The sequence below is a fragment of the Vibrio sp. Vb0888 genome (assembly GCF_033338835.1).
GTDB classification, from domain to species: domain Bacteria; phylum Pseudomonadota; class Gammaproteobacteria; order Enterobacterales; family Vibrionaceae; genus Vibrio; species Vibrio alginolyticus.
On the sequence record NZ_JAWOTL010000001.1, the window covers coordinates 89,906 to 116,756 of the forward strand.

The 26,851-nt window shown below is 45.0% G+C and carries 31 protein-coding genes; 21 read left to right on the plus strand and 10 right to left on the minus strand.

Translation table 11 applies throughout. The features are described from left to right. The first annotated feature begins 2 nt into the window (after nucleotides 1-2). The 16 genes from R7P72_RS00450 to R7P72_RS00525 all read left to right on the plus strand — a co-directional run bounded on the left by R7P72_RS00450 (nucleotide 3) and on the right by R7P72_RS00525 (nucleotide 7,358). Entirely contained in the window at nucleotides 3-314 is a 312-nt protein-coding gene (locus R7P72_RS00450; RefSeq protein WP_005457413.1) for a hypothetical protein, read from the plus strand. After that, nucleotides 307-852 (plus strand): hypothetical protein, encoded by a 546-nt coding sequence (locus R7P72_RS00455; protein ID WP_318110356.1) that lies wholly within the window; start codon nucleotides 307-309, stop codon nucleotides 850-852. Before R7P72_RS00450 ends, R7P72_RS00455 begins: the two co-directional genes overlap by 8 nt. Continuing rightward, nucleotides 842-1,297: a hypothetical protein gene (locus R7P72_RS00460; protein WP_017634759.1), complete on the plus strand. Its 456-nt coding sequence runs from the start codon at nucleotides 842-844 to the stop codon at nucleotides 1,295-1,297. The genes R7P72_RS00455 and R7P72_RS00460 overlap by 11 nt, the downstream gene beginning before the upstream one ends. Beyond that, complete coding sequence (locus tag R7P72_RS00465) at nucleotides 1,269-2,027, plus strand: hypothetical protein (RefSeq protein ID WP_047506899.1); 759 nt, start codon at nucleotides 1,269-1,271, stop codon at nucleotides 2,025-2,027. The genes R7P72_RS00460 and R7P72_RS00465 overlap by 29 nt, the downstream gene beginning before the upstream one ends. A 112-nt stretch (nucleotides 2,028-2,139) precedes the next feature. After that, on the plus strand, nucleotides 2,140-2,268 hold the full coding sequence (locus R7P72_RS00470) for a hypothetical protein (RefSeq protein WP_005457441.1): 129 nt from the start codon (nucleotides 2,140-2,142) through the stop codon (nucleotides 2,266-2,268). Continuing rightward, nucleotides 2,268-3,095, plus strand: a complete 828-nt coding sequence (locus tag R7P72_RS00475; RefSeq protein ID WP_213889399.1) for a major capsid protein P2 — start codon at nucleotides 2,268-2,270, stop codon at nucleotides 3,093-3,095. Before R7P72_RS00470 ends, R7P72_RS00475 begins: the two co-directional genes overlap by 1 nt. A 9-nt stretch (nucleotides 3,096-3,104) precedes the next feature. Continuing rightward, nucleotides 3,105-3,413, plus strand: coding sequence for a hypothetical protein (locus R7P72_RS00480; protein WP_025627790.1), 309 nt, complete (start codon nucleotides 3,105-3,107; stop codon nucleotides 3,411-3,413). Then, nucleotides 3,413-3,556: a hypothetical protein gene (locus tag R7P72_RS00485; protein WP_017636141.1), complete on the plus strand. Its 144-nt coding sequence runs from the start codon at nucleotides 3,413-3,415 to the stop codon at nucleotides 3,554-3,556. Before R7P72_RS00480 ends, R7P72_RS00485 begins: the two co-directional genes overlap by 1 nt. Next, a complete protein-coding gene (locus tag R7P72_RS00490) occupies nucleotides 3,553-3,750 on the plus strand; it encodes a hypothetical protein (RefSeq protein ID WP_005457419.1) in 198 nt (65 codons plus the stop codon). Before R7P72_RS00485 ends, R7P72_RS00490 begins: the two co-directional genes overlap by 4 nt. Beyond that, nucleotides 3,735-4,121, plus strand: a complete 387-nt coding sequence (locus R7P72_RS00495; RefSeq protein WP_025766626.1) for a hypothetical protein — start codon at nucleotides 3,735-3,737, stop codon at nucleotides 4,119-4,121. The genes R7P72_RS00490 and R7P72_RS00495 overlap by 16 nt, the downstream gene beginning before the upstream one ends. After that, the gene (locus R7P72_RS00500; RefSeq protein WP_318110357.1) at nucleotides 4,122-4,637 is read left to right on the plus strand and encodes a chemotaxis protein; all 516 of its coding nucleotides are present in this window, start codon (nucleotides 4,122-4,124) and stop codon (nucleotides 4,635-4,637) included. Further along, entirely contained in the window at nucleotides 4,634-5,350 is a 717-nt protein-coding gene (locus R7P72_RS00505) for a hypothetical protein (protein WP_318110358.1), read from the plus strand. The genes R7P72_RS00500 and R7P72_RS00505 overlap by 4 nt, the downstream gene beginning before the upstream one ends. 3 nt (nucleotides 5,351-5,353) lie before the next feature. Then, nucleotides 5,354-6,478 (plus strand): CalY family protein, encoded by a 1,125-nt coding sequence (locus R7P72_RS00510; protein ID WP_239938589.1) that lies wholly within the window; start codon nucleotides 5,354-5,356, stop codon nucleotides 6,476-6,478. Between the two features lie 2 nt (nucleotides 6,479-6,480). After that, a complete protein-coding gene (locus R7P72_RS00515) occupies nucleotides 6,481-6,951 on the plus strand; it encodes a structural protein (protein WP_318110359.1) in 471 nt (156 codons plus the stop codon). A 13-nt stretch (nucleotides 6,952-6,964) separates the two neighbouring features. Next, complete coding sequence (locus tag R7P72_RS00520) at nucleotides 6,965-7,192, plus strand: hypothetical protein (RefSeq protein ID WP_029797398.1); 228 nt, start codon at nucleotides 6,965-6,967, stop codon at nucleotides 7,190-7,192. Beyond that, complete coding sequence (locus R7P72_RS00525) at nucleotides 7,173-7,358, plus strand: hypothetical protein (protein WP_274061105.1); 186 nt, start codon at nucleotides 7,173-7,175, stop codon at nucleotides 7,356-7,358. The genes R7P72_RS00520 and R7P72_RS00525 overlap by 20 nt, the downstream gene beginning before the upstream one ends. Nucleotides 7,359-7,471: 113 nt before the next feature. Here R7P72_RS00525 and R7P72_RS00530 read toward each other — a convergent pair whose 3' ends face one another. The 6 genes from R7P72_RS00530 to R7P72_RS00555 all read right to left on the minus strand — a co-directional run bounded on the left by R7P72_RS00530 (nucleotide 7,472) and on the right by R7P72_RS00555 (nucleotide 12,781). Next, on the minus strand, nucleotides 7,472-9,253 hold the full coding sequence (locus tag R7P72_RS00530) for a DUF262 domain-containing protein (protein WP_274061106.1): 1,782 nt from the start codon (nucleotides 9,251-9,253) through the stop codon (nucleotides 7,472-7,474). 73 nt (nucleotides 9,254-9,326) lie between these two features. Beyond that, nucleotides 9,327-9,749 carry a phage protein gene (locus R7P72_RS00535; RefSeq protein WP_274061107.1) on the minus strand — a complete coding sequence of 141 codons (423 nt, stop codon included), beginning with the start codon at nucleotides 9,747-9,749 and terminating at the stop codon, nucleotides 9,327-9,329. A 495-nt stretch (nucleotides 9,750-10,244) separates the two neighbouring features. Continuing rightward, on the minus strand, nucleotides 10,245-10,556 hold the full coding sequence (yciH, locus tag R7P72_RS00540; RefSeq protein WP_005376292.1) for a stress response translation initiation inhibitor YciH: 312 nt from the start codon (nucleotides 10,554-10,556) through the stop codon (nucleotides 10,245-10,247). 1 nt (nucleotide 10,557) lies between these two features. Beyond that, nucleotides 10,558-10,944: a DUF3319 domain-containing protein gene (locus R7P72_RS00545; protein WP_005376294.1), complete on the minus strand. Its 387-nt coding sequence runs from the start codon at nucleotides 10,942-10,944 to the stop codon at nucleotides 10,558-10,560. A gap of 128 nt (nucleotides 10,945-11,072) precedes the next feature. Next, nucleotides 11,073-12,062, minus strand: a complete 990-nt coding sequence (locus R7P72_RS00550) for a D-alanine--D-alanine ligase (protein ID WP_005376296.1) — start codon at nucleotides 12,060-12,062, stop codon at nucleotides 11,073-11,075. Nucleotides 12,063-12,211: 149 nt separating this feature from the next. Continuing rightward, nucleotides 12,212-12,781 carry an SPOR domain-containing protein gene (locus R7P72_RS00555; RefSeq protein ID WP_005376298.1) on the minus strand — a complete coding sequence of 190 codons (570 nt, stop codon included), beginning with the start codon at nucleotides 12,779-12,781 and terminating at the stop codon, nucleotides 12,212-12,214. Between the two features lie 236 nt (nucleotides 12,782-13,017). Between R7P72_RS00555 and R7P72_RS00560 the strand changes: the two genes are divergently transcribed. After that, a complete protein-coding gene (locus R7P72_RS00560) occupies nucleotides 13,018-15,651 on the plus strand; it encodes a bifunctional acetate--CoA ligase family protein/GNAT family N-acetyltransferase (protein WP_005376300.1) in 2,634 nt (877 codons plus the stop codon). A gap of 77 nt (nucleotides 15,652-15,728) precedes the next feature. Here R7P72_RS00560 and R7P72_RS00565 read toward each other — a convergent pair whose 3' ends face one another. After that, nucleotides 15,729-16,616 carry a LysR family transcriptional regulator gene (locus R7P72_RS00565; RefSeq protein ID WP_005376302.1) on the minus strand — a complete coding sequence of 296 codons (888 nt, stop codon included), beginning with the start codon at nucleotides 16,614-16,616 and terminating at the stop codon, nucleotides 15,729-15,731. Between the two features lie 231 nt (nucleotides 16,617-16,847). Here R7P72_RS00565 and R7P72_RS00570 point away from each other — a divergent pair, with 231 nt between their 5' ends. Beyond that, the gene (locus R7P72_RS00570; RefSeq protein ID WP_005376305.1) at nucleotides 16,848-18,986 is read left to right on the plus strand and encodes a TonB-dependent hemoglobin/transferrin/lactoferrin family receptor; all 2,139 of its coding nucleotides are present in this window, start codon (nucleotides 16,848-16,850) and stop codon (nucleotides 18,984-18,986) included. 335 nt (nucleotides 18,987-19,321) lie between these two features. Here R7P72_RS00570 and galE read toward each other — a convergent pair whose 3' ends face one another. Beyond that, complete coding sequence (galE, locus tag R7P72_RS00575; RefSeq protein ID WP_005376309.1) at nucleotides 19,322-20,338, minus strand: UDP-glucose 4-epimerase GalE; 1,017 nt, start codon at nucleotides 20,336-20,338, stop codon at nucleotides 19,322-19,324. A 54-nt stretch (nucleotides 20,339-20,392) separates the two neighbouring features. After that, nucleotides 20,393-22,351 carry a diguanylate cyclase domain-containing protein gene (locus R7P72_RS00580; protein WP_005376310.1) on the minus strand — a complete coding sequence of 653 codons (1,959 nt, stop codon included), beginning with the start codon at nucleotides 22,349-22,351 and terminating at the stop codon, nucleotides 20,393-20,395. Between the two features lie 319 nt (nucleotides 22,352-22,670). On the opposite strand from R7P72_RS00580, the gene R7P72_RS00585 reads away from it, so the two are divergent. Genes R7P72_RS00585 through R7P72_RS00595 form a run of 3 tightly spaced genes read left to right on the plus strand, consistent with a single transcriptional unit; the run spans nucleotide 22,671 to nucleotide 25,041 of the window. Beyond that, entirely contained in the window at nucleotides 22,671-23,426 is a 756-nt protein-coding gene (locus R7P72_RS00585; RefSeq protein ID WP_005376312.1) for a 5-oxoprolinase subunit PxpA, read from the plus strand. Beyond that, nucleotides 23,426-24,109: a 5-oxoprolinase subunit B family protein gene (locus tag R7P72_RS00590; protein WP_005376314.1), complete on the plus strand. Its 684-nt coding sequence runs from the start codon at nucleotides 23,426-23,428 to the stop codon at nucleotides 24,107-24,109. The genes R7P72_RS00585 and R7P72_RS00590 overlap by 1 nt, the downstream gene beginning before the upstream one ends. After that, nucleotides 24,106-25,041 carry a biotin-dependent carboxyltransferase family protein gene (locus R7P72_RS00595; RefSeq protein WP_005376316.1) on the plus strand — a complete coding sequence of 312 codons (936 nt, stop codon included), beginning with the start codon at nucleotides 24,106-24,108 and terminating at the stop codon, nucleotides 25,039-25,041. Before R7P72_RS00590 ends, R7P72_RS00595 begins: the two co-directional genes overlap by 4 nt. Before the next feature lie 28 nt (nucleotides 25,042-25,069). Here the strand turns inward: R7P72_RS00595 and R7P72_RS00600 are convergent, their stop codons facing one another. Then, a complete protein-coding gene (locus R7P72_RS00600) occupies nucleotides 25,070-26,509 on the minus strand; it encodes an FAD-dependent oxidoreductase (protein ID WP_005376318.1) in 1,440 nt (479 codons plus the stop codon). Nucleotides 26,510-26,851: the final 342 nt, after the last annotated feature.

Here is a 26,851-nt window from a genome sequence, read left to right on the forward strand (position 1 = left end):
CAATGGAAATGCTATCTCTCAAAGAATGTCAGCAAGCAATGGCCGCGCTTGATGCGGCCGACAAGCTCAACGCCAGTGTGGAAAAGGAGTTGAGCCAGTTCAAAAACATGGACACCAACGCGATTATCAAACGTGCAAGCAAGATGCTCATGACGGGTAACTTTTCGCTTGAAGCGTTTGGTTTGAATCCGACGCTGTTCGACCAAATTGAGCAGCTTACCAAGCTCAACAACAAGGTGCGTGAAAAGTATCGCGGTTGTGTCAAAGGCAACATGCAGCAATTGGAAACAGTTGAGGCGGCCGCCGATGAGTAAACATCCCAACCCAATTCGCGGGCACGTATCGTGCCCCGTTTGCCAAAGTCCCTCAACCGTGCATCGCGTCGGTGAGGGCAAGCTCATTGCTGAGGGCGAGCCAACCAAAAACGGGCGCAACTTAGGGCTGCTGTATTACAAATGTCCGAGCTGTGGCAACAGCCCAATGAGCAAGAGCATTAACGCTTTTGTAGAAACCAACATGGTTGACTCGGTTGAACAGTTAGAAGTGGATGACGCCGTCACAATTAAGGCTGAATCGCCAACGGTTGAACCAGTACCCGAAACAGTTGCAAGCACTGATACGCCTAGCGTTGAAGTAATTGAACAAGTGGAAGCGCCAAGCGTTGAAACTGAGCAAGCAACCGAAGCGGAACCCGTTCCAACGCCCGCTAAAAAGCCGCCGTTTCCGGTTAAAAAAGTCTTAGCGGGGATAGCCTTTGTCGCTTTGCTTATTTGGGCGATTCGTCAACTGATGCCAACCAAGAAACCAACCGAACCAGATACCGAACAAGGGGAGCCAATCAATGCAGGATGAAATGGAAAACCAACCAGAGCTAGATGATTGGGGCGACTTTTCCGCGGTTATCAGTGGGCTCGAACAAACCGAAGTCAGCGAGTTAACCGACTTACCAACCGAAGCGGCCAACGATGACAACCACCAACCCGCGGGTGAAATGTTCGAGGGCGCATTGTCGGTACTGTTCACCATTGCCGAACAAGCGACGTCGATTATTTCCGGTGTCGATTTTGAGTTTGATGAAAAAGGCAAAGCGGCGGTGATTGATGCGGCGTTGCCTGTGTTGGAAAAGCACAGTGATAGTGTGTCGTCGCTGTTTGGTGACTACATGCAAGAGGCCGTTCTCGGCTTGGCGGTGTTGTCGCTGGTCTACAGTGCCAAGAAAACCATGGCATACCAAAAAGAGCTATTAGCCATCGAGGAGGAAAAACAGCGTGAGCAAAAAGAAAAAGACGCCGCTTAAATTCCCCAATCCGGTCAACTCCAATCCGTCACACGATGCCGAGCATGTCATCTACGTGGCGGGCACGGGCGGGGGTAAAACCTCCGCCGTTAAGCACTTGGGGTTAGTGCCAAAAGCCGCGCAAGCGGTTTTTTTTGACCCTTACCGCAACTACGCGGGGGCGAAATTCCGCGGCCAACAATGCCTTGAAACCAGTTCTCGCGTGGCGTTCGTCAAAGCTTTGGTGATGGCACGTAAACGCGGCAAGTCGTTCAAACTGGCGTACATTCCCAAAGATGGCGCGTGTAGTGAGGAACTCGAATTTTTCAGCGCGGCAGTGTGGGCGGTGGGTAATGGCGACGCTAAACAACTGCATGTGATCATCGAAGAGCTAGCAAGCTGCGTGGAAACGTCCGGTAAACTCAAAGGCAAAGCGGGCGAATTATGGCGCGGTGGGCGTCAATATGGGCTTGTGCTGCATTCGATTTTCCAACGCGGGCAGGAAGTCCCCAAGACCGTGACCGAGCAATCGCCTGTTTGGTGGATTGGTGCGGTCAACTCGATGGCCGATGCACGATGGCTCGCGGATAAAAAAGGCTTGTGCGTCGATACCTTGGCGGGATTGAAATCAGCCAAGAACAACAAAGCCGCGATTGGTAAACCCATTGCTGAATATATGCTCGTTCGGGATGGTATCGGCAACGTCGAAAAAGGCGCATTCAACTGTCTAACCGGAGCACTTCAACGCTAAATCCAACCTATAGGTTAACCACTTAACCTATAGGTTGCGCCCGCTTTCGCTTCCTCTCAAATCCCTGTTTCATGAAATCACTTTTTAACCGTGTACAACCGAAAGGGACAACATGAAACAGCAACACAAAAACCTACTGATGGCACTGATTATCACGTTAATCGTGATTGCCGCTATCAACAACATCAGCGTGCTAAACCCAGTGCGTGAAACTCTTAACGGCGAAAATGGGTGGTTCTAATGGAAGCACTAAAACAACCTTTTAACCCGCGTCCACGTGAGCTTGACCCTGTAGAGGGTGTGAACTGGGGCAACCAAGCCACCTTGCGTTTGGTATCGGGTCCAACTTACCAAAACATTGAACTGGTGACGGACATTCTCGACGCGGCAGACATCGAGCGCATCACGGTAAAAGTGAACGGCCGTGAAATCGTCAACGTGACGGGTCAAGACCTTATCGACTTGCAAGAGCACAAGAAAGAATACGTGCAAGCGGGTCGCTACGTGCTGAACTTCTCGGATTTGTCGATGCGTACCAAGCTGGGTATCCGTACAGGTGAGCTAGTCACGCTGCAAGGCGAAATCTGGTTCATGTACATCCAGCTAAAAGCCAAAACGGGTGCCGCGGCACCAATGATTCGCGCTCGTGCTCATACCACGGCGGCGCAAAGCCAACGCATTTACATGCCGCGCATCTATTCGCAAACGTGGTACGCCTCATCGAGTGGTCGCACACCGTTTGACTTTGCCGAGCGTAGCGCGGCGCTGTCTATCAAGCGTTTGCACCTCAAAGACAACACCATTGAACGCGTTCGCGTCCTGCGTGATGAACGTGAAGAGCTCAACGTCAACAAGGCCGATAACGCCTACGACTTAGCCGCGGCAGGTCGTGAGCAGAATGCGGGCTTCTTCTCGATGGACTTCACGCGTTGCGGTTTTGGTAGCGAAGCACGTTTACCAACGGCGGCCATGAAACAACTGGCGTTTGAAGTGGAAAAAACGGCGGCGGGTAGTATTCCGGTGCTGATTGAAGCCATCGAACAAGTGGCGGTGCCTACCGCGCAGTAAGGGGGCGTTATGGCGCAAGAGCAAAGCATGTGGGGTTCCATTTGGGACGGCGTCTTAGAAACGGGCGGCGAACTGATGACCGACGTCACCGACTTGGGCAAAGACTGGCTCGGCGTGAAGATTGAGAACGAAGCTCAACGCGTCGAATCCAGCAATCCAGATGAACAGCGAAAGCACAATAACGACTACCAACAACCCACGGGTGAGCCTGTGTACACCTCCGCGTTTGCGGGGGTGACCACCACGCACCTGATGATGGGAATGCTGTTCGTACTGTTGTTATTGGCGATGTTCTACGTCGCTAAGGGGAAGAAGTAATGCCGTTTATTCCATACCTGATTGCAGGTGCGGTGGGCGTATGGGCGGGCATCAAAGTCTCGGGCGGGTTTGACCGCATCGGATGGGTGCTCGGTCTGCTTCTGGTGTGTTATGTCCTGTACAAGAAAGGATTCAAATTATGATTGGTGGGCTTTTAGGCAATTCCGGCTCGATGCCAATTAGCGCCAACGGTGGACCCGCGGTCAGCGGTGCCGATGGTGAATCAAGTGGCAGCCTCTCGGTAGGCAATATCAACATGGGCGGGGGCAATTCCACCACGTTGATGATTCTTGTAGTGATTGTGATTGCGGCGGTGTTGCTATGGAAAAAGAAGTAATTGAAGTCGTGACGCAATCGAAACGTGCGCTTGGGGAACTCAAGCCCGCGTTTCGCGCTTGCCCTGATGCGTACGTTGAACTGTGCAAAGCGGTCAAGGATGGCCGCGTGAGTCTGTATCGCCTAATCAGCAATGAAAATGATCTCATCATTGCGGGTGAGCGAGATGGGGACAACTACTTTTTGTGGGGCGTTGCGGGTCACGGTCTGCGTTCGGGAATTATCCAGTTATGCAAAGTGGTGAAAGCGGCGGGCATGTCATCCATGACCGCCGACACCGCCTTTGATGGCGTTGCTCGTTTGGTGCGCTCAATTGGCGTCACCGCCAAGCAAGACGGTGACTTTATTCGTTTGGATTTGGGAGTGCAGTAAATGGGTAGTTCTAAATCAAAATCGAGTAATACCAGTAACACCACTAACTTCAGCGGTCAGAATGCCATCAGTGGCGATAACCTCGGTGTGGCGATTTCGGGGGTGAACAACTCGACCATCAACACCACCATGACCGACCACGGCGCAGTCAATGCCGCCATGGAACTTGGCGAACAGGCCTTTGAGTTTGGCGGGGAAATGCTCAACAGCAATGAGCGCATTTCGCTTGAAGCGATGGACACCACGCACGACATAGCCGAAACCGCCATTGATGAAGTGGCCGATTTTGCAGGCGATTCCTTGGCAACGTACGCCTCAACCAACAGTGAAAACCTCGATATGTTGGCGGGATTGGCGGGCAACCAAGCGGCGCAGAACTCGAAGAATCTACAAGCCATGATGGACTTGGCGAAATTCAAACAAGACGGCGGGCAAGTCGAAACAAGCAAGATGATGGTCGTTCTGGCAATCGTGCTTGTGTTGGTGCTTGGCTACGTAATGGTGAAGAAACGATGAACACGCAACTATTAGCGGGTCAAGCCATCCCGCTGACACCTGATGGTAACTGGCTGTATCTGAAAGCGGCGCAAGCTGAAATCGAAATCTATCGTGAATCGTCCGGTGAGCGCGTCACGCTTGGCAAGTCGTCGGTGTTTAACGTGGGCGAGGGTAAACACCTTGGGCGTTTGCTTATCTCAAGCCGCACCGATAACCAGATTGAAATTCAATTTGGCTTTGGGATGTTCACGCCGCCCGTTGAGGGTCAAAGCGTTGTGGTTCAAGCCTTGCCGAATGTGGTGATTGAACAGCAACCCGCGGTAGAAATTGCGCCCAATCAACAACTGGCAGTGAATCAACTTCCCGCGGTTGAATTGGCTGCGAATCAACAGCTCGGCGTCACGACGTTGCCGCCTGTTGAGTTCAAAGCGCCGCAACCCGTGAATGTTCAATCATTGCCCGCGGTCACGCTCGAAGCTGCACAAGTGGTGAAAGTGGATGAGCAAGTGAGTAGCGGTCTTGTGACTGAAGCCGTGAACGTGTTCCCGCACAACATTGCGCAAAACGCCACACGCAAAGCCATCACGATTAAGGCGGCGAAAACCAATAGCGCCTCGGTGTTTATTGATGCGTTTGAACTGGAAGCGGGCGAGCGCATCACCATTGAAAGCACGGCCGACATGACCTTAACAGGTACGGCGGGTGACACCGTCACGACTATGGAGATTTAACGCATGGGACAAGTACGAGAGAACCTACCGAACGGCGACCCGCGCAACAAAATTGAATACTTGGCCGATTGCATCGACGACGCCAAGGCCGCGAGTGCAGAGAGTGCAAGCGACGCACCGCAAAACCTATTGGTAAACCCTGAACTATCACATTCCGGTGTTGATTTGGCGATGGGCTCACCGCATCAACTGCGTTGGCTCACCAATGCCTACACCTACAAAGACCAAGCTGCAAACCAAATGCACCTTGGGCGCAGTTTTGGCCGTCCGGCTCCCGTGGGTTGGGGTGTGGAAGTCGTGCCGATTGATGGCGTGAGCGATTATCACAGCGTGGCGTACTCAAGCCTTGGCGGTGATATTGAGAAATTCGACTACACGGCCAAAGCGTCCTATTTACTAGCGACAGGCTCAAACAGCCGAGTGTTGCATTTCAGTGTATTCAGTGCGCCTTTTGACCGAGAGCTACGAGCACTCAACGATGAGGGCACTGCATGGGTGCCAGAAAATCAATCGTATAGCTTGTTTTTCCGTGGTGAAAAGAACACCGCCGTGCGCTTTGGTTTGCTTGAACTCGATGCTAACGGCGATTTCGTCGGGTATGTGGCACAAGCGCAGATTCCCGTGGAAGCAGGGTTTAACCAGTTTTCACAAGCATGGTTGCACGGTATCAAACTCCAAGCGGGCGGTTTGTACGCTTACTTTGTGGAGTCAGATACCAGTTTGGGCGAGTTCACCTCAAGCCCAGTCAGTGCGGGCGTGTTTTTAAACCCTGATGAACTGGACATCATTCCAGACTTGACGACAAGCGACACCGCCACACGCCGTTTTCGATTAACGGAGTCGTTTGGCGAATTCAGCAAAGCAGATGTTGAAGCGGGCGTCCACCTCAACGTGAGTAAGTTTTTGATGCCGTTTGGCATGGAAAAGCACCTTATCTTTGCGAGCTTAAAAGGCACGCCAGGATATTACACCGTGCAGAACTTGCCCGCCGAAGTGGTGAAAACCCGTTATGACCAAGTCAGTGTGCGCGGAGCGGTTGCCGATGCAACTACTGTCATCATGGCGTACTACTCGGAATCGCCTGTGCACTTGAATTACTTCAACTCAGTCAACTATCAAGCGGTGTAGTTATGCCGCTATTAATCTTTGTCATCATACTCTTAGGGATGGGAGCTTTTACTATGACAACCTCAACCACATCAAGCGTTCGCGGTATTCGCATTCATAACCCGCTTAACATTCGCATTGCCTCTAATGCGTGGAAAGGCAAGGTGACGCCGTCACGCGATAAAGCCTTTGAAACCTTTAAAGCGCCCGAATGGGGCTTTCGTGCGGGAGCGATTTTGCTGCGTAACTACCAACTACGCCACGAACTGCACACGCTGACCGAAATCATTCACCGCTTTGCGCCACCAAACGAAAACCACACGGCTAACTATGCACGCTTTGTCGCGGGTCGCGTGGGCGTTGGTATGGATGAGCGCATTGATTTAGTGAACAACAAACCGCTGTTGGTCGAAGTGCTTCACGCCATGAGCATCATGGAAGTGGGCCGCCACTACAGCAAACACACGGTGCTGAAAGGCGTCAATCTGGTTTAAGGAGAAACACAACATGTTTGAACGTTCCACATTCAAAGGCTTGGCGCTACTGGGTTCCGTCGTCGCGGCGGTCACTGGCTACGGTCATTTATTCAGTGTCGAAATCACCGAAACGGGCGTCAACCTTGGCGGCGCTGTCGGCTTGGCCATTCCCGCCGTGATTGGTGTGTACGAAGCACTGCCGGACAGCTGGAAACCGACAAAAAGTGTAGGGGGCTTGGATGGAAAGCGCCCTAGTTAACGCCTTATCGGGTCTGGGCTTTTCGTCGGAATCGCTTGTGCTGTTTGCTTTGATGGGTATGAATCTGAAATACCAGATTGCTATCAACAAGCAACTCACCAAAGGGCTGCAAGATGTCCGAGAAAGCGTGTTGGTTCTAAAAGCTTCGCGCAACGCTGAAGCATAAAGGATTAAGACGTGCGACAGGCTTCCAATTCGTTTTCATCGACGTCCACCAAAATCAAGAAGCCTACAAAAAAGCCGAACCTTAGCGATGGGGTTCGGCTTTTCGTAGTGACTTTATAAGCCTCGAAGGTAATTAGATATCAGCGCTGTAAGATTTTTGGTACCTTCAACTTTAACGGTGCTAGTACCTTGACGAAGATAAGGTGAACCTTCAAGCTCACAAACCTCGCCAATACTCTTAACCTCAATTTTAATTAGGTGCTTACCTTTGTATTGGCATAGCCTAACATCCTTGAGGATTTGTTGAGTTAAACCTTCCGTAATATCGTAGTTTTTAAGGATCTTGTCTTTGATCGCACTAAAGTAAGTGTCCAAATCCCCAAAGAGTCGCTCTGCCTCATGGTCAATGCCTGTTATATAGAAACCATTTTTCTCGATGCTATCAACACCATAGAGGTCTGCCAAACGTGTTGCATCACGTTCTTTTTCTGCGATCCCAATAAGAAGAAAGCCCTCGGATTTCTGTCCAATATTGTTTATGCCAACACAAGTTTCTAATACGGTACGCAAAGTTGAGTCTTGGAATGTACCTTTACCGTCAAGCGACATAAACCCTTGTTTAAAGTCATAATTAGCTTGTTCTGTGCGTGAGCTAGTCAAAATGTTATCGATTTCAGTAACCCACGCGTGATTTTCTTTAGCCCTGTCGGATTTATCGAAGTAACGAAGAATCAGAGCCTTAAGATTGTCTACGCTATCTTTACGCTTACTAGCAGCCCATCGACCGCCATCAGATACTTCAATCACCCGAGAACCAGAATCTTTTAGTTGGTTTAGTAAGCCTTCTTGGTCTTTAATCTCTTGCTCGTCGTTAATTATGAGCTCATAAAACGCTAAAAACACGGCTTGAAAATATCGTGGACATTCGTGTGATGACTTTGATTCACCAAGAATATGAGTATTAAAGTTCGTCTCAGTGCGAGAGAATAAGCCAACCAACTGGTCATATACAAAGATAAAGTTGTCTAGTAATGCTTCTTCACCTTTAGTCTGGACGAAAGTTTCAAGAGCTTCTCGTTGTGTGCTTGTGTGCTGGGTGTCTTTGACACCGTAGAAGCCGTCTAGTTGCTCAGAGCCCGAGGTCGGCTTCTCAACCAACCCGATATAACCAAGGATGTTAGCAACCAGTTCTTCATCTGCAGAAGCACGAATCGATGCTCTTGTTAGTACACCATTGCTAACATAAAAATGGTCATCTATGGAAACACCATATCCTAGACCATCATTGTTGATTGAGATGCTTGACATTGAATTTAGTTTCAAAGTATCGCTGTGAGACGCATCACCTCGAATTGCGATTGATATCTTTCGCACCAGCTCAGTAAAGTTTGTAACGTTACCTGCGCTTCTAAGCTCTTGTTTCGACAACGTCTTACCGTTACTGTTGATTCTTCTGAAAACCTCATCAATGTTACCTTCTGATGAAGAGTACTCCGAGACAGGGAACTTATAACTAGCGATTTTTGAGGAGATCTCTCGAGACAAGATAGGTGTTTTTTGTTCTATGAGCTCCGAGTCTTTTGCAAGCTTTGTAAAAGCTGTGGCATCAAGATCAAAGTAACAACCCTCATAATCATACTTTTGGCTTATAAAACTCATTATGGCCTCTAAGCGCTGCATTCCATCAAGGATTTCACGTTGCTCCTCAAGTCTTACAAAAAGCAGCAACGGGATAGGGTATTCTTCGATAATTGAAGATATAAGTGCACGCTTTTCTTCAAGTGACCATACCAACTTACGCTGGTAACGTCTGTTCACGATCAGCATTTCTTTTTGGTACCACTTAAAAAGATCTTCAATAGACCTAGCATCGATATTGAGGTTTTCGTTAATCATGTTTTTTCTTCTAATTGTTGGTCAAAGCAAGAATGTACTTAGGAAAATCTATCCATGCAAATAACATGTGTATTTACTTGAGTTTAGTTGGAATCCATTCGGCGGCTTTCATTCGACGGCCACCTTTAAACGGTAAGACGTTTTCTTTAGCAGGATAGACCTTAGGCTGGTCTATATGACCGAATTTCTCGACCAATTGACGATGCTCGTCACGCCAGAACACAAAACTTTCCAATTCCTTCGGGCTGAACTCTCGACCAGATGGCGTGATGATAATGGCGCGTTTCTCACACACACGAAAGCCAGACCAACGCAAATCATTAGGCAAGTAACCAAGCGACTTAATCAACATGAGTTTTTCTGCCATTGGATTGATAGGAACCGTACCATCAAGCCAACGAGTAATCGTGGGTTTGGATACGTGAAAATATTCAGCGCCTTGCTTGATGGAGGTAAACTCACGCCAAAAGAGTGTGCGGAATGATTCGTGAAACATGACAACGCTCGCATATTGAATAACTGACTAAAATTATTTTTCTTGTTGTTTTGGGCGTTACCGAACGCAACATTATGTGGCGGTCAGGCTTATAGTGGTTTTTCGTTGATTGCACAAAACGAACGTCACGAATAGTACAAGTAACTTGAGTTATGGAAACTCACAAAATTAAAAATTACAGCTTGGTTATCAGACACTTATGAAAGGCTTAATCAAATAGTTAGTCTTTGTTAACAATCACCCCTCAAGTGCGCATTATGTATATTATGTTAAATCACATATAGCCGTACGCTAAATGTTGTCTGAGTATGCTCCTATTCCCCTGCAGATTTTAAATTTAAGGGCCTTACGGTGAGCATTAAACATAATGGTTATTTACCATAAAATAGCTAATATCGATCTATCAATCTACGATTGCTTGCTCTTCAATTAGCAACTTATAAAAAATGGCGTCTATTTCTTTAGACGCCATTTTTGTTTACTGGAAATATTAAATTAGCCACCGGCTAATTTGACTGTCATGCCTTTCTTTTCAAGATGTGCCTTGATCTTGTCTCTAGCATCACCTTGAATCTCGATATTGCCATCTTTTACAGAGCCACCACAGCCACAGACTTTTTTGAGTTCTGCCGCTAATAACTTTAAAGGTGCATCATCCAAGTCTAAACCTGTAACAATGCATACGCCTTTACCTTTACGGCCTTTCGTTTGGCGCTGAATCCGAACAACACCATCGCCTTTAGGGCGAGATACTTTTTCTTCTTCCGGTTTAATTCGACCGGTTTCTGTTGAATATACCAGAGTCATTCTATTGTTTCTTTTGTTGTTGAGCTTGCATCGCTTTTTGCTTTGCAACCAAATAAGCTTCGATATGGCGTTGAATAGCGGCTTTACTGCCCTTAATCAGTTTACCATTAAACATACAGTACCAAGAGTTAGGTTGGCCTGTATCGTTTTGAATAGTATAGCCGTTAAAGACCTCTGATTTTGCAACACCAGTTTGCTGCACTCTTTGTCCGAGTGAAGCAAACTCTTTGGGATCAATAATCGATGCGGTGTCACACCACCAATCAATGCTTTTCTTTACCGCCGTCAAACTGCCCTGTAAAACGTGGTTCTTGATTTTAACCTTCCAAACACTGCCATCTGATCCGACTGACTGCAGGTTAAAACCTCTATAATTTGAAATCGCCATACCACTGAGTCATCTGTTTAATGCGTTGATATAATCATAATTGCTACTGAGCAATATTCAAATACGGCTTGAATAATCCTTGCTCTAGAAAACAACTTGTATCATAAAACGCGTCTCGATAACGTTAATCACTTTGCACTGTTTATACAATCTTCCAAGAACTCATGAAATTTGTGCCCGTTGTTTTGAAGCATTTTAGGGAACATTGAGATCGGAGTCATTCCTGGAAATGTGTTTACTTCGTTTAAGTAAATCTCATCATCTTCCGTTAGGAAAAAGTCGATACGAGATAAATGACGAAGATTCATTTGTTTAAATACCGTCTCTGACGCGTGTTGGATGGAATCTAATTGTATTTGAGTTAGATTCTTCGCCTCAACTTCTGTGAGCGAGTGACTTGAACTGCTGTACTTTTCATCGTACGAGTAAAAAGCACCATCAGGCGCGATGACCTCGCCTGGCTTAGTGATATGTAGTTGGCCATTCATCTCATATGCAGCAACTTCAAGTTCTCGAGGTTTTACTGCTTTCTCAACCAACACTTGGTCAGAAAACCCAAAAGCATCATTTACTGCATTAGAAAGCTTGTCTTTTCCTGTGACACTGTAACAGCCAACGGAAGAGCCTTGGCGAGCGGCTTTAACAAAAACTTTTCCCCACTTTTCAAAGGCTTTATGAGCTTGAACGTGAGCTTCTTCATCGTTTCGTGTTAAGAATAAGTATGGCGTATTGGGTATGCCAATAGCGTCGTACCAAAGCTTAGATGTGATTTTATTGAAACTATTGCTACTCGCTTCTGGCCCGCAGCCAAGATAAGGAATACCTGCGATTTCAAACAGAGATTGAATGTCGCCTGTTTCGCCAGGAAAACCATGTATACAAGGCACGATGAAATCAATGGTTTGATTAGATTCACTTGAGCACAACTGCTTGGTATTGAGATCCAAGTAAACCAACTCACCTTGGTTGGTCATCCAACCTTCGTTTTTTATTTCTACGCGTGTAACGTGAACGTCTTCAATAAGATTTAGTTGTTGTTCGACAAAGTTTGCAGACAATAATGAAATCTCGTGCTCAGAAGAGCCACCGCCGCATAGTAAAAGAATATTTTTAATCATGAATCCATCTTTCCGTGACCTACAAAAGATACTATTTATTATGATAAACCTTTGAAGTGTGACGTACAGTAATTTTAATGTGAGGAATGTTGTTCGAATAGGATTTGAGCAAATAAATAAGGGAGCTATTCGCTCCCTTATTTGATGTGTTAATTTAATTTGTTAAGCGTTGGGTAAGCTGAGTTTTTGATTGCATCAATGCTTTTAACAAATGGTCTTAACTGCTGAAATTGAGCTGGCAAAGTCGAAATCGCTTGCTTGGCTTCTGCGCTTGTTGCGTAGTCTCCGTATAAAACTGAGAACCACTTAGTACCGTTTACAACTTTGTAGTTTTCCCAAATTGGCTGACCGTTCTGTGGCAGCTTATTTGCAAACTGATCGACTTTAGCTTGGCTACCCACAGCTGCGACTTGAATGGTATAGCCGAATCGTTGAATGCCAGCTTGCTTTTTACTTGGTGGTACGATCTTAACTGGCTTCGCCTGCTCTTTTGGCGTTAGCTTGACTACTTTCTTCTCTTCAGGCTTTGCCGTCTTTTTCACAACAGTTGGTTGTACGTCTTTTTCTACTACAGCGTTTTCAGACGCCATAATTGGTTTAGAGATACGATCTGATTTGTAGTCCTCTCGGTAACTTTCTGAGGTCACATCCGTGATGTAAGTTTCAGATGCACAAGCAGAAAGCAGAACTGACAAGCCGATGATTGCGATTTTTTTCATGAAGTAACAAATGCTCTGGATAAATATTACGATAAATCATGCCGATAGCAGGGCCGTTTATCAAGCATCAAATACAATAATCTGTGATTTTGATGTGATGAATAACACAAACTCCATAAGCATCGTACACATTTTCTGCAATGTCTGGTCTGAAGATGTTTTATCAGTAAATTATTCGTTTATGATTGATATGAAACCGAGAAGCCAACGTGACTTACAAACGGCCAGGAGTCAGCATGAATAAACTACATAAACTCTTTAAACCCAACTCTGTGGCCGTTATTGGGGCATCTCAAAAAGCATTGCGAGCAGGACATGTTGTGATGCGCAACCTTCTACAAAGTGGATTTGGTGGCGCGATTATGCCAGTAACGCCGCGATATAAAGCCGTATCTGGCGTGATCGCTTACCCTGATGTAGCTTCCCTGCCCTATACGCCAGATATTGCAATTTTGTGTACGAACGTTTCACGTAACGAGCAATTGCTTAAAGAGCTAGATGAGAGAGGCACACCGTTTGCGATTGTTATCTCTGATGACCCTAATCCTTTAGATATCTCATCATTGAACATTCGAGTCTTAGGCCCAAACAGCTTAGGTATCATCCTTCCTTGGCACAATTTTAACTGCACGTTTTCCCCTGTTGCAGCTAAACCCGGAAAAATTGCTTTCATCTCACAATCCGCGGCGGTTTGTACCACGGTTTTAGACTGGGCAAATGATAAGAACATCGGTTTTTCTTCGTTCCTTTCGATTGGGCGCGGACAAGATATCGATTTTGCAGATTTGCTCGACTATTTGAGTATGGATGGAAACACTGAAGCTATTCTGCTTTATGTTGATAATATCCAAGACGCTCGCCGATTTATGTCTGCTGCGCGCGCCGCTTCACGTAACCGACGTATATTGGTGCTAAAAGCGGGCCGCTCTAAAGAGATGAATACTTTCGAGCAGCAAGACGGAGATACACTTGACGTAATTTACGATTCTGCTATTCGCAGAACTGGTATGTTACGAGTCAGCAATACGCATGAGCTTTTTGCCGCGGTAGAAACACTCACGCATTCTGTGCCACTTCGTGGAGAGCGTTTAGCGATCATCACTAATGGCGGCGGCCCTGCTGTTATGTCCGTTGATACTTTGATTGAACGTGGAGGCCAACTCGCAACGCTTGATGACGCTTCCATTGAGCAATTACAAGCAGTACTTCCATCCAACTGGCGTGCTCGAAATCCAATTGATCTGTCTGGTGACGCAACCCAAAAACGCTATATTGATACCATTAACGCACTGATGAATAACGACTGTGCAGATGCGATATTGATTATGCATAGTCCTTCTGCTGTTTCTGATCCTCTTGAAACTGCTCAAGTCGTTATTAATGCCATCAAATCTCACCCTCGGCATAAGCATTTTAATATCTTGACCAACTGGTCAGGAGAACAAACGTCGAGAGAAGCGCGACTGGCCTTTACTCAAGCAGGCATTCCAACCTATAGAACACCTGAAAGTGCGGTTGTAGCATACATGCACTTGGTCGAATACAGACGAAACCAGAAACAACTAATGGAAACGCCAACGACGGCAGAGCCATTACATTCTGGAAGTGTGAGTTCAGCAAAAGAATGGGTAAACGAACGACTACTGGATAAAAACACAGTTACCTTGGATACGCATCAAACCAGCCCATTATTTAAGCTGTTCGGGTTTAACGTTTTGCCTACGTGGATTGCATCTGACGACATTGAAGCCGTTCATATGGCAGAAAATATTGGATATCCTGTTGCGGTTAAATTGCGTTCTCCAGACATTCCTCATAAATCGGATGTTCACGGTGTCGCTCTAAATTTAAGAAACAGTCGAGAAGTTTCCAACGCAGCGCTATCCATTTTAGATACCGTAAAGCTCAGCTACCCTTCCGCCAATGTACATGGGCTGTTGGTACAAGGGATGGCAAAGCTCGGCAGCGCTGAAGAGCTGCGGATTAGTATTGCAGTAGATAAAGTCTTTGGACCAGTGATCTTGCTTGGTCAAGGTGGCTCTGAGTGGAATATCGCCCAAGATGCCGTCGCTGCACTTCCTCCTTTGAACATGACGCTTGCGCGCTACCTTGTCGTTGTTGCCCTAAAGTCTGGAAAGATTCGCCTGCAGAAACACAAAGATGCGCTCGATATTACTGAGTTGTCGAAGTTCTTGGTTCGTATCTCCCAAATGGCAGTTGAGTTACCAGAAATACAAAAGCTGGATATCCATCCAGTACTGGTGTCCGGAAGCGATTTAACTATCCTTGATGCAGATGTCACACTGTGTAAGTACGAAGGAGACGCCCAAAAACGGCTAGCGATTCGCCCTTTCCCGGCAGAGTTTGTCGAAACGGTGACGCTTCGAGATGGCCAACCTATCTTGCTTCGCCCTATCTTGCCTGAGGATGAGCCGCTGCATGCTCAATTCATTAATAGCGTATCGAAAGAAGATCTCTATAAGCGTTTCTTTTCTGAAGTTGGAGAGTTCAACCATGAGGCTTTGGCAAACTTTACTCAAATCGACTACGACCGCGAAATGGCGTTTGTTGCGGTAGCGTTTAATACTGACGGACCGTCTATCATAGGGGTAGCCCGCGCATTGATTACACCAGACAATAGTGACGCTGAGTTTGCTATTTTGGTTCGTTCAGATTTGAAAGGAAAAGGTTTAGGCAAAGTGCTGATGCAGAAAATAATCAGCTATTGCAAAATTAAAGGCACAAAGCAAATGTCTGGAATGACCATGCCAACAAACAGAGGAATGTTGATGTTGGCTCAGAACTTGGGGTTTGAGATCGATGTCCAGTTTGCAGACGGTACGGCAGATATGGTGCTCCCTTTAAATTGAAAAGCGCAGCATTAGCGATGACTTTTACTTCTTACATTCGATAATCAATGGGAATCTAAGAAGTAAAAGTTACGTTGTTACTTTAGTTTCCAATTCTTTTTTAAGTACTGAATACACCAGGATTTTGCCTCACCCATAGTGTTCCGGCGCCATGCCAAAATAATATCCATCGGCTGTTCTTCAGTGCCTTCGATTCGTTTCAATACACCACTATCAATAAGAGGTTGTGCAATTTGGCTTGGTAATGTACCAATGCCTAAACCTGCAGTTAGCGCTTCTACTTTTGCCGTAAAGTTGGTGACGGTCAAGCGAGGCTGTTTTTGAATGATATTAATTGAGAGCGCGGGTTGCTCACGTGCGGTATCTGCAATAGCAATAATCCGATACTTTTCTCGCGCTGCTTCATCAAACTTACCACTACGCTTGTGAACATAGTGATCAGCGGAAGCTACCCAATACATACTCATTTTACCAATTTTTTCTGACTTAACTTCTTGAGGAAGCGTATCCAGTGATGGGCAAATCAGTAAATCAGCTCTCCCCGTATTCAAAGACTCCCAGCTACCAGCCAGAATCTCCTCTTGCAGCCTGACTCGAGTTGAGCTGACCTCGGCCAACGCATCAACCATCGGGAAAAAATTGGATATAGGAATAATGCCATCAAAGGCAATGGTAATATCCAGTTCCCAGCCATTCGCCAATAACATTGCATCGTTCACTAACTTTTCACTGGCTTGTAAAATGGCTCTTCCTCTTTCAAGAATAAGCTTACCTGCTTCAGTAAAATGGGCTTTGTGACCAGAGCGATCGAAGATAATAATGTCTAAGTCTTGCTCGAGTTTCTGGATTTGATAGCTCAGCGATGACGGGGCTCTGTCTAACTCATTCGCAGCAGCAGCAAAACTCCCTCTTCGATCAATAGCATCTAGAATATGGAGTGCTTCTAACGTAATTGGACTCTGCACATGGCCTCTCTTAATGTGATATCCATCACATTCGTTGTATTTGGATGAACTTATCAAGAACTAACGACAAATAATATAACATATTGATAACTAAAGACTAGGAATGCTCATAGCCAAAGAAGAAGATTCAATACAAACCAATAAATGACAATGGTAATGATAGTAATTACCATTTAGATCCATTAATATCCGCGTGTTGTTACCTATTATGGATCTAAGGTATTGAAGCCAATGTATAAAAAATCAATTTTGTCAGCCTCCATTTTAGTTGCCCTTTCCCATACTGCTTATGCGGAAGAAGCTTCTAAGTTTGAAGAAGTCGTTGTGTCGGCCACCCGTACCAACCAAACCATAAACACTGTTGCTGCTTCTGTTGCTGTTGTATCAGAGAAAGACATCGAAGAAAACATGGTAAAGGACTTGAATGACCTATTCGAGTATACGCCAGGTGTTACTGTTAATGGCACTCAACGCCAAGGCGTCCAAAGTATTAACATTCGCGGGATGGAAGGTAAACGAGTTAAAATCTTAGTAGACGGTGCATCTCAACCAGGTGTATTCAGCGGTGGACCATATTCGTTTATCAATTCTAGTGCCGTTACTGTCGACCCCGATATGCTAAAGAGTGTCGAAATTGTTAAAGGAGCAGCTTCTAGCCTACATGGTAGTGATGCAATTGGCGGTGTTGTCGCATTCGAAACAAAAGATCCGAAGGATTTCCTCAAAGATGGTAAAGACTTTGGTGGTCAAGCTAAACTCTCTTATTCATCGGAAGATAACTCTTTTAGTGAGCATGTAGCTTTAGCAAAGCGTTTCGGTAATACAGAAGCACTTATAGCCTTTACACGCCGTGATGGTGCAGAGCTACAAAACTTCTCTAAGGCGCCTTACGATAACTATTCTGTGGACAACCAAGATTATTACAAAAACGATCTATTGGTAAAACTTCAATCTCAATTGAATGACGCTCATCGCTTGGAGTTTTTGGGAGAAGTTATTTACAACGAGACTGACTCAGAGATCGCACATAAAAGTTACAAAAACTTCAACGCTGAAGACACAACCAAGCAAAATCGCATTGGGCTCAAGCACATTTGGTTCGCAGATGCAGCTATCTCGGATACGATCACGTCCAAGCTTACATGGATTGGTAAAGAAGAAAACGGCGTCTCTAATCGCTTTATCGAAGCCAGCCCTGGTTACCCACCTTACGTACCGCCTAGTGGTGACAACCAACAGAAAAAAGATTACGAATATACTGAAGACAAATTTGAATTCGAAACTCAGTTAGATAAAGAGATTCAAAATCACTATATTGTTTACGGAATATCGTACAAACATAGTGACATCAGTAATACCAATCGCGAGTTTAATTCCGATCCTGGCACGCCAGATACTGTTTACGTTTACACACCGGATGCAAAAGAAGAAAGCTTTGGTTTATTCTTGCAAGATGAAATTTCGCTTCTTAATGACAAGCTAATTCTGACTCCAGGTGTGCGTTACGATTACTTCTCTACTAATCCTTCAAATACTTCTGAAGAGTCATTCGAGAAGTTTAGCGACTCTGCATTAACTGGTCGTTTAGGAGCAACTTACTCTATATCGCAACCAGGCACGATCTTCGCGCAAGTGAGCCAAGGGTTCCGAGCGCCATCGTTCGACGAGCTTTACTACACCTACGATAATCCGGCTCATGGCTATACCAACCGCCCTAACCCAAATTTGGGATCTGAAAAGAGTTTGTCTTATGAGCTTGGTTACCGTCATAACACTGCAGCGTCGGCAACTGAAGTAGCGTTCTACTACAGTGATTACAGTGACTTTATTGAGCAAACGTCATCAAACAATGGTGGTTTAACTGAATTCACAAATATCAATATTAGTGAAGCAAACATTAAAGGGGTTGAGCTCTCTAACCGTCTTGATTGGCATGCCATTGCTGGTCTTCCATCAGGCGTGACAACTCGCTTTGTTGCAGCATACACAGAAGGTGAAGATGGTGATGGTAATCCTTTGAACAGTGTAAACCCATGGAATGCCGTAGCTGCTGTAAATTACGATTCACCAAATGCACTTTGGGGGACAAGCCTAAAAGTAAACTACACGGCTAAGAAATCGAACAGTGATATCAACTCTGATGGTGATAAAGGCGGAATCAAAGACCAAGTTGCTTTGCCGTCTGCGACAGTCGTTGACTTAACGGCGTACTACAAACCAATGAAAGATATAACCATTCGTGCTGGTGTTATGAATCTAACGAATGAAGAATACCATCTTTGGAACGATGTTCGCGGTAAGACTGAGTTAAGTCGAGACAAAACGCAAGCTGAGCGTAATTATAACATTAGTGTTAAATACGAGTTCTAAACCTTAAAAACACAAAAGCCAGCGTAATGCTGGCTTTTTTTATGGCTTTCATTTCAAAAATGTAAAGAAAAGTATGAAAAATGAAAGTTTACTGTTTTGCCATCTCTTTTTTCACCATTACTGCTGCTGCAATGATGAAAGTGATGATCAGACCGAGTTCCATGAACTACCCCAATAGCTATGAGAAAATTTATAACCCAAATTAAGAGTCGGGCATAGTTTAACAGCTCTATATATACTTGCTACCTTTTAACCAGTAATTTACGATTTTTTCCGATTTGGATCAAAAAAGACGCAATCACGCGCCTTTTTGTTACTATTATGTAAATTAAAGATTAGGCATCTGGATAACCTTGAGGGTTAGTAGACTGCCAGCGCCATGTATCGCCAGTCATTTCTTCTAGAGTGCGAGTTGCTTTCCAACCTAACTCATTCATCGCTTTTGATGGATCCGCCCAACACTCTGCAATATCACCTGGACGACGCTCAACAAGTTGGTATGGGACATCTTTACCACTTGCGGCTTCAAATGCTTTCACCATGTCCAGTACACTGTAGCCGTTACCAGTACCGAGGTTATAGATATGAAGGCCAGCTTTGCTACCTACTTTTTCTAATGCAGCAACGTGACCATCAGATAAGTCCATTACATGAATATAATCACGTACGCCTGTGCCATCTTTGGTCGGATAATCACTACCAAACACAGAAAGGAACTCTCTGCGCCCTACCGCAACTTGAGAAACAAACGGCATTAAGTTGTTTGGAATACCTTGAGGATCTTCACCTAGCTCGCCTGTTGGATGTGAACCTACCGGGTTAAAGTAACGAAGAAGTGTAATGCTCCAGTCAGGGTTCGCATTTTGGAAGTCGGTTAAACACTCTTCTACCATTAATTTGCTGCGCCCATATGGGTTAGTTGCGCTAGTTGGAAAGTCCTCTGTGATGGGTACAGATGCAGGATCACCATATACAGTCGCTGATGAACTAAATACCAACGATTTAACTCCGGCTTCACGCATTGCATCAACCAATACTAAAGTGCCATTAACGTTGTTGTCGTAATACTCTAAAGGTTTTGCTACAGACTCACCGACGGCCTTTAAACCTGCAAAATGGATAACAGCTTCAATATTGTGCGACTTTAGTGCTTCTACCATCGCCAATTTATCTCTGATATCGGCTTTAATGAAGGTTGGCTTTACACCACATACCTTTTCAATTCGATCTAATACCGTAGATTTACTGTTGTACAGGTTGTCTAGAATCACTGGCGTCATGCCAGCTTCGATCATTTGAATACACGTATGACTACCGATATAGCCCATACCACCCGTAACGAGTACTTTCATTTTATTATTCCTTCTGACGCGAATTGAGTTAGTTTAAAGCTTTGACGTTACGATTTAAACTGTCTCTTGTAATTCGCATCCCATTAATATTGCTTGGCCTTTTCCGGCTTTCTTTGCTTGATACATTGCCGTATCCGCACTTTTTAAAACTCGAGTAGCATCGCGCTCATTTACGCCGACTAATTTTACGCCGATACTAACGCCAACTTTGAGTAAGTGACCTTTGTACTCAATTGGAGCACATATGCTCTCGAGCAACTGTTCTGCTATTCGGGTGACCACTTTTTGATTGGCGGGATTTACCAACATGACAAATTCATCACCAGAAAGTCTTGCGATTAAATCACTATGTCTCGTCGCAGATGTTAGACGCTCGGAAACTTTTTTCAAAACTTCATCACCTGCATCATGACCGTAGGTATCGTTAACTTCTTTAAATCCATCCAGATCGAGGTACAAAACTGCAAATTCGTCACGCAAGTATCCAGAGCGTTGTACTAGTTGTTCCAACTCTAAATGGAACTTAGATCGATTGGCTAACCCCGTTAAAGCATCGTGATGAGCTAAATGCTCCAATCGTTCCATCTCTTTTGCGCCGGAAAGGTCGGTAAGAACAATAACCAGATCATAGAAACCATAGTCTTCACACTTAACGATACGATTGACTCGAGCAAACATCGGTACAAACTGACCAATATGGTTCTTCTCGATAACTTCACCTTGCCAAACGCCATAATTTTCTATCGACTCGATGATACTAGGCATCATTTCCTGTAACTTGCGCCACTTTAGCGTTTGGATGAATGATTTCCCAATAAGCTGATCCACCTCTAAGCCGACTAACTTAGTGACGGCAGGGTTTGCCATCGTAATGACACCGCGATGATTAAGAACAATGAGACCATCTTGGCTGCTTTCAAAAACACGCCCCGCAACACGTTGCCGGTTTATGGCTTCTTCAATTTCGGTGATATCTTGAATCGAAAACAGTAAGTATTCATGTGTCGAGAGGCGACGACTGGTTAGGCTCAACTGCTGTTCGTTATCTGCATTTTTGAGGTGAATATCATCGCACTCTAGGCCTCGACTCAGGATCTGACTCAGCTCATTCGGTGTTTTGGTTTTAATTAGATCACGAATATTGGCATATTTAAGTTCATCTAATTTTTTTTGAAATATTTGCTGGGTCGCCGTATTACAATGAATAACACGTCCGGAATTGTCGGTAATAACTAATGCATGCTGAACAGATTCGATAACCTCTTCTGAAAATGCGCGCTTTTGTTCTAGTGTGTCTAGCGAATGTTGCCGCTGCTTCTCACGTACTGTTAACCTATTCATCATTTGATTGAAAGAGCGCGCGAGGTCTCCAATTTCATCCTTGGCGTAATAGCGAGCTTGATTTTCCGTGTTTCGTCCGTGTGTCACATTCTCTATTACGCGGTTGAGTTCCATCACGGGCCTGAGAACAAGCCTCTCGATACTTATGTAAAAAACAGTGCCACCAGCGATCAGAAACAGAAGAAGTAAAGCGCCATCTTGAAGTAAAGATTGTATGGCTTCTACAATTGGGCGATGAGAAAGCGTAACTCTAATGCTACCAATGACATAGCCATCATGGATAATCGGCTCTAGAACATAAAGAAATTTGGTTGATAAGGCATAGCCTAGAGCGTGCAACCTACTTCTTTCGGTTTGACTTGGAACGGGTGCCAGTGCCCCACTTATCTCCATAACAGCGAATGGTTGGTCATCTTGGTCATAAAGTTTGACCCGAGTTACATTTGGCTGGTTTAAAAAGTTGGCGAGAATAGTTTGAGCTTTTTGCTTGTCCTTTGTCGTCAGCGCATCTTTAATTGAGAAAGAAACGTTGTTAATCAACTTTCTTGTCTGCTCGACCAGTTCATGCTTAGACGATTGGTATACAGTATACGAGGTGTAACCTTTTGAGATAACAAAGATAGCCGTTAAAAAGACCAGAAGAGGCCAAATAAGCTTCGCTCGTAATGACATATATATTCCTGTCGCAGACAACCACAAAAATGACAGAAGAACCATTATGCAATCTATCACCCATGAAGGGCGACAAGATTAACACGATGCTAATGCAAAATAACCTTAAATTCTCAAAAATTGGATGGAAAAGAAACGAAATACCTTAAAATTCGGATCAACTCAAATAACGGCAACATCTTTATGGACTAACGTGATCTTTTTCGTCAACTATCTGCTCAAAAAGCTTCGTTTTCATGATAGAAGAATGAAGTGAGTCACTGAACCTAGATGCATTTTCCTGCATCGTAAACCCATTGCTTGTGTAGAAATAAAACGTATGGCATTGAATAAACAGCAACTTACATTGAACTGTGATATGGGCGAGAGCTTTGGCTCTTGGAATATGGGCGCAGATGAAGACGTGATGCCCCATGTTGATATGGCGAACATCGCGTGTGGTTTTCATGCCTCCGACCCTAATGTCATGCACGACACCATCACCCTAGCGAATGACAACGATGTTGATATTGGCGCACACCCAGGTTACGCCGACCTACAAGGCTTTGGCAGACGAAGCATAAGCATGACGGGTGATGAAATTACGAACATGGTTATATATCAGGTTGGTGCTTTACAAGCATTATGCCGGGCGCAATACACAGACATCAGTTACATAAAGCCTCATGGCGCTCTATACAACGACATGATGAAAAGTGATGCGATATTTAGAGCGGTAGTAAAGGCGGCAGCACTGTTCAAAGTACCGTTAATGATCCTAGCTTCACAGGAAAACGAAAAATACTTAGAAATCGCAGACGATTATGATGTTCCCTTGCTATTTGAAGCATTTGCAGATCGTTTGTACCAAGATGACGGCTTACTGACTCCTAGAACACAGCCCAATGCCGTGTTAAAAAGCGAGCACGCGATACTTGAGCAAGTCCGGACCTTAGCTGACTCTGGGCGTGTCAAAACCGCTTCAGGCGGTTACATATTATTGGAAGCCGACACAATTTGTGTTCATGGTGACAATGAAGAGTCGATCGCGCTGATCCAAAAGATCCGCCAAAGCCTATACGCTGGAGGAAATTAATGCATAAAGAGAAATTTAATATCTCTTTGATCTCCGAGTGCAGTATTTTCATTAAGTTTGATGAGAGTATTTCTGAAAATGCAGTCGGAGAGCTTGCTCGCAGCATAAGAGAAACTTTCGCTTCAATTGTTATGAACGTTGTCCCCTCCTATCAAACTATTCTCATTGATTACTTACCTTTTCGAATCAACGAAAAGAACTTAGCCAATGAGCTGCAACAAATCGTGAGCCAGTTTGATACTCAATCACTTAAGCTTTCCCAGCCGAATCACATTACTATCCCTGTATATTACTCTGAAGAAACCGCGTTAGATCTATCTCGTTTTAAAAAGCGAGGTCTGTCATTAGACGATCTTATTACCCTGCATACGAAAACCGAGTACGCGGTTTCTGCAATTGGCTTTGCTCCAGGCTTTGCATTTCTCTCTGACGTTGATACTCAATTGCACATGGCAAGGCTTGCCACACCAAGAACTCAAGTGCCGGCCGGAAGTGTAGGAATCGCAGACTCTAAAACGGCCGTCTATCCATCAGATAGTCCTGGCGGATGGAACATTATTGGTAAAAGCCCGCTTGCGCTCTTCTCCGACTCTCCTCCTTTTATACCGTTTGAAGTGGGTGACAAGGTCACCTTTAATGCTATTTCAAAACAAGAGTTTATCGATTTAGGAGGCGTACTATGAGTTACGGTGGATTACTGGTGGAAAAGCCAGGGCCGCTCTCTTTAGTTCAAGACTTTGGTCGTTTTGGATTAGCGCATGTCGGTGTGACTCAAGGTGGGCCGGTCGACGACTATGCTTACAGCTGGGCCAACCATTTGCTTGGTAACGTAGTCAATTGCGTTGCGATTGAAATTACTTTGGGTAACGCTTGTTTTATTGCCTTGCATAACTGCCACCTTGCTATATGTGGCGGTGATTTAAATGCAAAAATAGATGGTGAACCTATTTCAAATTGGTCCGACTTTACGTTGAAAAAAGGACAGAAGCTTCAGTTCGGAGTCGCAAGAAATGGACTCCGCTCCTACCTGGCGGTTAAAGGTGGATTTAATGTTGCTCAGCACTTAGGAAGCGCATCGACCGTCTTGCGAGAATCTCTAGGTGGTTATGATTCAAATGGTGGCGCTTTGAAAGCTGGCGATATTCTTCCCTTTGTCCCTCATAACTTACCGAAACGTAAACCAAGGCAAATGACGTTTCGCTTTAAACCAGATTACAACTTACCCATTAAGCTGAGAGTGATTGAAGGCTATCAGAACGAGGACTTTGATGAAGACGCTCGCCAAGCATTTTACAACAAAGCATTCATCATCTCCCCCAATTCGAATCGCATGGGCTACCGTCTTGAGGGCAATAACATTCGTCCACCTTACGAAGGCGTCCTATCAGAGGGAATTGCATTAGGTTCAATTCAAGTACCTAGCGATGGTAACCCTATTGTGCTGCTCAACGATCACCAGACTATTGGCGGGTATCCTAAATTTGGCTGCGTAGCTCGTATTGACTTACCTAGACTGGCACAGGCGAAACCCGGACAAAAAGTCAATTTTGTGAAAGGAGATAGACTAGGCTTGCAAGAAGTATGGTGCCAATGGGCTCAGTTTTTTGGGTATTAATACAACCACTGAGCCCAAACACAGCCGATTATGCAGGCATACCATAACGCACTGCTAAAGCTTGTGGATAGCCTCGCTCTTGAGTGAGTTTAATCGCGTACTGCTCGACCTCTTGTTCAGACCACTTCACAGCGACCGGATGCTGTGTTTCCACATTTTGGTTAGGATCGATGTCAAACCAGAATTGAAGCATTTTTTGCGCTGCGAGTAGTGTCGATGACGCTTTTACCACCTCTATTCTCGCGTAGTGGTTATCTTCAAAAGTCACATCTGCCGCTCTGAGTACTGGATCTGTGCCGGGAATTTGCTGAGCGCCAAATAATGCTTTTCCTCCTTTTACAGCAGAGTGATAGTCGGGAATGAACTGCGCCATGTGTTTGATGGCATTGTTCGTTCGCTCTTCTAACACTTCTTCTCTCCAGCCGTTACGGATCTTCGAGAGTAAAGGCATAGGCAGTTCAGGTTGAGCAGATGAGTTCGTGCTCTCCACTAAACCATCTTCAAACAGCGTGATTCCTTTTGTCATACCATGAAGTTGAAAGTAACCATCGCCATAAGGCGTCAATTGAGCCATTCCTTTATCGGTTCCACGCGGGCCATGAAAAATAACTTCTGGCCATTGTTGTTGACAGTCTGCCCACCTCGTAACGTAAGCGGCTTTAAACTCCACCAACCTGTCACGCTTGGCACCAACTGTGTTGTCAATTGAGCCTGTTTCAAAGCCACACGCGTTAACCAAGTAGTCGCATGTCATCAGGTAATCGATACCTTCACGTTCATAGCCAAGTTGCCAGTGTTCCCCCATCCAATCGGCTTGCTTAAACGTTGCTTGTGTGAAGACCGAAGCATTAGGAAGCGTATCTAGTGTTAAGTTGGCAATTGCGGCGAGGCGAAAAACACTCCAACCATATTCTTGAACTGCGACAACAGGATACTTTAGCGCTTCAAGATCAGCATGTTGAGCAAAAGGAATGCACCACTCATCGAAGTTTGTAGGATGACTTGGTTGAGTACGTTGCGCGAGAGCTTCTAGCTCCGCTTTTGAATACAGTTTGTAGTATTCGCTTGGCTCGCCGAGCACTTTATTACTCTCATCTTTATCAACGAGCGTCTGATAAGCACTTTTCACAACCTCTAATCGCGGAATTAGTGTGGATGGGTCTCCACCATCGGAATGAGGAACCGCGATGATTGTCGGACGAATATTCAGTGAAAGCGGATACAGGCGAACAGTATCAATAGATTGTGCTAACAAGTCTAAGCATTGTTGCTCGGAAATCTCTCGATATAAATTACCACCAGCATGCAAATGACAAATGGGTGGACCATTTACTAGTGATACGCCCTTCTCTATTACGGAAACTTTAAAACCCAGCTCCGCAAAATGAATTGCTGCTGTTGCACCTGCTACACCGCCACCAACAACAGCGATATGCTTATCTTTATAACTTGGAAACTCAGACTTCATTGCTTCACTAAAAATTTTATAAGGAAAATTCTTTACTAACGGTGGATTCTACTCGTGTTTGGACTTGATTAAAATCACAAAAAGTTCATGGGTTTGCGAAATATCCAACAGCGCCTGTAAAGTGCATTAAAGTAGAAAAAATTTGCGAAAAAGTACTTGACGACATGGTTAAGAAGACACTTTTTTGTGTCTATGTGAATAATAATTTCACTGTAAGACCCATGGCGCAAAGCCTGCAGAAACACCCCACTTTTTACACCATTTAGTTATCCCAAAAGTTATCCACTGTTTTTGTGGATAACTAAAATAAAAGTGTCATGGAGTGTTCCAAATTTGATAACA

Coding starts and splice junctions, on each gene's coding strand:
- R7P72_RS00515 (WP_318110359.1), top strand. CDS start 6,481: ATGCCGCTATTAATCTTTGTCATCATACTCTTAGGGATGGGAGCTTTT.
- R7P72_RS00470 (WP_005457441.1), top strand. CDS start 2,140: ATGAAACAGCAACACAAAAACCTACTGATGGCACTGATTATCACGTTA.
- R7P72_RS00520 (WP_029797398.1), top strand. CDS start 6,965: ATGTTTGAACGTTCCACATTCAAAGGCTTGGCGCTACTGGGTTCCGTC.
- R7P72_RS00550 (WP_005376296.1), bottom strand. CDS start 12,062: ATGATTAAAAATATTCTTTTACTATGCGGCGGTGGCTCTTCTGAGCAC.
- R7P72_RS00450 (WP_005457413.1), top strand. CDS start 3: ATGGAAATGCTATCTCTCAAAGAATGTCAGCAAGCAATGGCCGCGCTT.
- galE (WP_005376309.1), bottom strand. CDS start 20,338: ATGAAAGTACTCGTTACGGGTGGTATGGGCTATATCGGTAGTCATACG.
- R7P72_RS00600 (WP_005376318.1), bottom strand. CDS start 26,509: ATGAAGTCTGAGTTTCCAAGTTATAAAGATAAGCATATCGCTGTTGTT.
- yciH (WP_005376292.1), bottom strand. CDS start 10,556: ATGACTCTGGTATATTCAACAGAAACCGGTCGAATTAAACCGGAAGAA.
- R7P72_RS00525 (WP_274061105.1), top strand. CDS start 7,173: ATGGAAAGCGCCCTAGTTAACGCCTTATCGGGTCTGGGCTTTTCGTCG.
- R7P72_RS00535 (WP_274061107.1), bottom strand. CDS start 9,749: ATGTTTCACGAATCATTCCGCACACTCTTTTGGCGTGAGTTTACCTCC.
- R7P72_RS00455 (WP_318110356.1), top strand. CDS start 307: ATGAGTAAACATCCCAACCCAATTCGCGGGCACGTATCGTGCCCCGTT.
- R7P72_RS00595 (WP_005376316.1), top strand. CDS start 24,106: ATGAGTTACGGTGGATTACTGGTGGAAAAGCCAGGGCCGCTCTCTTTA.
- R7P72_RS00590 (WP_005376314.1), top strand. CDS start 23,426: ATGCATAAAGAGAAATTTAATATCTCTTTGATCTCCGAGTGCAGTATT.
- R7P72_RS00580 (WP_005376310.1), bottom strand. CDS start 22,351: ATGTCATTACGAGCGAAGCTTATTTGGCCTCTTCTGGTCTTTTTAACG.
- R7P72_RS00480 (WP_025627790.1), top strand. CDS start 3,105: ATGGCGCAAGAGCAAAGCATGTGGGGTTCCATTTGGGACGGCGTCTTA.
- R7P72_RS00585 (WP_005376312.1), top strand. CDS start 22,671: ATGGCATTGAATAAACAGCAACTTACATTGAACTGTGATATGGGCGAG.
- R7P72_RS00475 (WP_213889399.1), top strand. CDS start 2,268: ATGGAAGCACTAAAACAACCTTTTAACCCGCGTCCACGTGAGCTTGAC.
- R7P72_RS00510 (WP_239938589.1), top strand. CDS start 5,354: ATGGGACAAGTACGAGAGAACCTACCGAACGGCGACCCGCGCAACAAA.
- R7P72_RS00495 (WP_025766626.1), top strand. CDS start 3,735: ATGGAAAAAGAAGTAATTGAAGTCGTGACGCAATCGAAACGTGCGCTT.
- R7P72_RS00530 (WP_274061106.1), bottom strand. CDS start 9,253: ATGATTAACGAAAACCTCAATATCGATGCTAGGTCTATTGAAGATCTT.
- R7P72_RS00555 (WP_005376298.1), bottom strand. CDS start 12,781: ATGAAAAAAATCGCAATCATCGGCTTGTCAGTTCTGCTTTCTGCTTGT.
- R7P72_RS00545 (WP_005376294.1), bottom strand. CDS start 10,944: ATGGCGATTTCAAATTATAGAGGTTTTAACCTGCAGTCAGTCGGATCA.
- R7P72_RS00490 (WP_005457419.1), top strand. CDS start 3,553: ATGATTGGTGGGCTTTTAGGCAATTCCGGCTCGATGCCAATTAGCGCC.
- R7P72_RS00500 (WP_318110357.1), top strand. CDS start 4,122: ATGGGTAGTTCTAAATCAAAATCGAGTAATACCAGTAACACCACTAAC.
- R7P72_RS00460 (WP_017634759.1), top strand. CDS start 842: ATGCAGGATGAAATGGAAAACCAACCAGAGCTAGATGATTGGGGCGAC.
- R7P72_RS00560 (WP_005376300.1), top strand. CDS start 13,018: ATGAATAAACTACATAAACTCTTTAAACCCAACTCTGTGGCCGTTATT.
- R7P72_RS00485 (WP_017636141.1), top strand. CDS start 3,413: ATGCCGTTTATTCCATACCTGATTGCAGGTGCGGTGGGCGTATGGGCG.
- R7P72_RS00505 (WP_318110358.1), top strand. CDS start 4,634: ATGAACACGCAACTATTAGCGGGTCAAGCCATCCCGCTGACACCTGAT.
- R7P72_RS00570 (WP_005376305.1), top strand. CDS start 16,848: ATGTATAAAAAATCAATTTTGTCAGCCTCCATTTTAGTTGCCCTTTCC.